Annotated in this window: 3 protein-coding genes; 1 reads left to right on the top strand and 2 read right to left on the bottom strand. The window is 47.1% G+C overall.

The features are described 5' to 3' along the window. Positions 1-216: 216 nt before the first annotated feature. Both PX636_RS01550 and PX636_RS01545 read right to left on the bottom strand, forming a co-directional pair. Entirely contained in the window at positions 217-336 is a 120-nt protein-coding gene (locus PX636_RS01550) for a photosystem II protein Y (protein WP_044035004.1), read from the bottom strand. 65 nt (positions 337-401) lie between these two features. Then, the gene (locus PX636_RS01545) at positions 402-953 is read right to left on the bottom strand and encodes a gamma carbonic anhydrase family protein (RefSeq protein ID WP_002798512.1); all 552 of its coding nucleotides are present in this window, start codon (positions 951-953) and stop codon (positions 402-404) included. Between the two features lie 108 nt (positions 954-1,061). On the opposite strand from PX636_RS01545, the gene PX636_RS01540 reads away from it, so the two are divergent. Then, positions 1,062-1,577, top strand: coding sequence for a TIGR02652 family protein (locus tag PX636_RS01540; protein WP_012265996.1), 516 nt, complete (start codon positions 1,062-1,064; stop codon positions 1,575-1,577). Positions 1,578-1,658 lie beyond the last annotated feature (81 nt).

Genomic DNA, 1,658 nt, shown 5'->3' with positions numbered 1-1,658 from the left:
GAGATTATTTTTATTTATTCCCCCCACACCCTACACCCCACACCCTACACCCCACACCCTACACCCTACACCCTACACCCTACACCCCACACCCTACACCCTACACCCTACACCCTACACCCTACACCCTACACCCCAATCAGTGATCGCCCGATAAGGAAAAATTAAAAACCGATCGCCTAGGCGGTCGGTTTTACTAAGAAGTATAAACTTTTATTAACTTTGTTTGCTGAGAAACTGTTGAGCTTGTCTAATAGCGGCAGCACCGATATTGAAGACAGCCCAGCCAGCAGCAATAAGCAAAGGGGTTAAAACGATCAACACTCTCCAGTCCATAGATTTCCTTCTCCTCGGTCAGTGCTTAAAAGATTGTTACTTGATTCTCATTTTATATTTATACCCTAATCCGCCCGTTTTGGGAATCCAGTATCAGTAGCTTTTCCCGCATGAACGAGGGCAAGTTTAGCATAGCGCTCGGCGTGTTCGATCAACTCTTGAGCCTCCTGTGGCGAGACTTCCCGGACGCGTTTAGCGGGAATACCCACCACTAAAGATCGCGGTGGTATATCTTTTGTCACAATACTACCCGCCCCGACAATACTACCCGCCCCGACGCGCACACCATCGAGAATCACTGCCCCAATGCCGATTAAACAACCGCGTTCAATATGGGCTGCGTGAATTACCGCCCGATGCCCGATGGTAACGTAATCTTCAAGGATAGTAATTTTGCCCGGATCTCCGTGTAGGATCGCCCCATCTTGGATATTAGTATAGGCCCCAATTTCGATGCGTTCCACGTCGGCGCGCAATACCGCCCCATACCAAACACTCACCCCGACAGCTAGGGAAATATCGCCCATTACCGTGGCATTGGGGGCGATAAAAGCCGCTTGACTGACATCGACAAGCGGCCAGAAATTAGAAGTTGATCTTAAGTTATCTAAAGACATGAAAGGAGCTGCACTAAAGTCGAAAGAGAATACCCGTCCAATTTGGTTGGGTATAATATGGATAGGCTTATTGGTACAAAGATAGCAATTTTTAGTTTAGGTTCTTCCATGATCAATGCAAGTTTACAATACCCTGTTTTTGGCCCCGATATCCATTGTCCTCACTGTCGGCAGCTAATCCCTGCCCTCACTTTGACGGATACCTATTTGTGTCCGCGCCACGGGGCTTTTGAAGCCGATCCCAAAACGGGTGAGTTGGTTCACTTGCAGTCAGGACGGCATTGGCGACTCTGGAATGGTGAGTGGTATCGTCAACACACTCACCCGGATGGTATTCGTTTTGAGATTCACGAAGCACTCGATCGCCTCTATACTCAAGGATTTAAAGCGACTAAAGTAATTATTGCCAACCGTTATCGCGATTTAGTTAGTTCCTACCTAGAACGTAACACCACTTGGCGCGGTAATGGACCGGGTGAAGCCACTATTCCCCGTCTCTACGGTTTACCAGTAGAATTTAGCCCCGATGCCCCCGATGAACCCTGTTGGGATGTAATTAATTTTGATCTGGAAAAAGAACCGGGGGTTCCCAAACGTTACCCCTATTTTCGTCTTTTTGATTAATCAGTTATCAGTTATCAGTTATCAGTTATCAGTTATCAGTGAATAATCTCACTTAATAAACTCGGCTCTTCGGGAATTGTT

Source organism: Microcystis sp. M53598_WE2, from assembly GCF_030067735.1.
GTDB lineage: Bacteria > Cyanobacteriota > Cyanobacteriia > Cyanobacteriales > Microcystaceae > Microcystis > Microcystis aeruginosa.
This window is presented reverse-complemented; position numbering and strand designations above follow the sequence as displayed.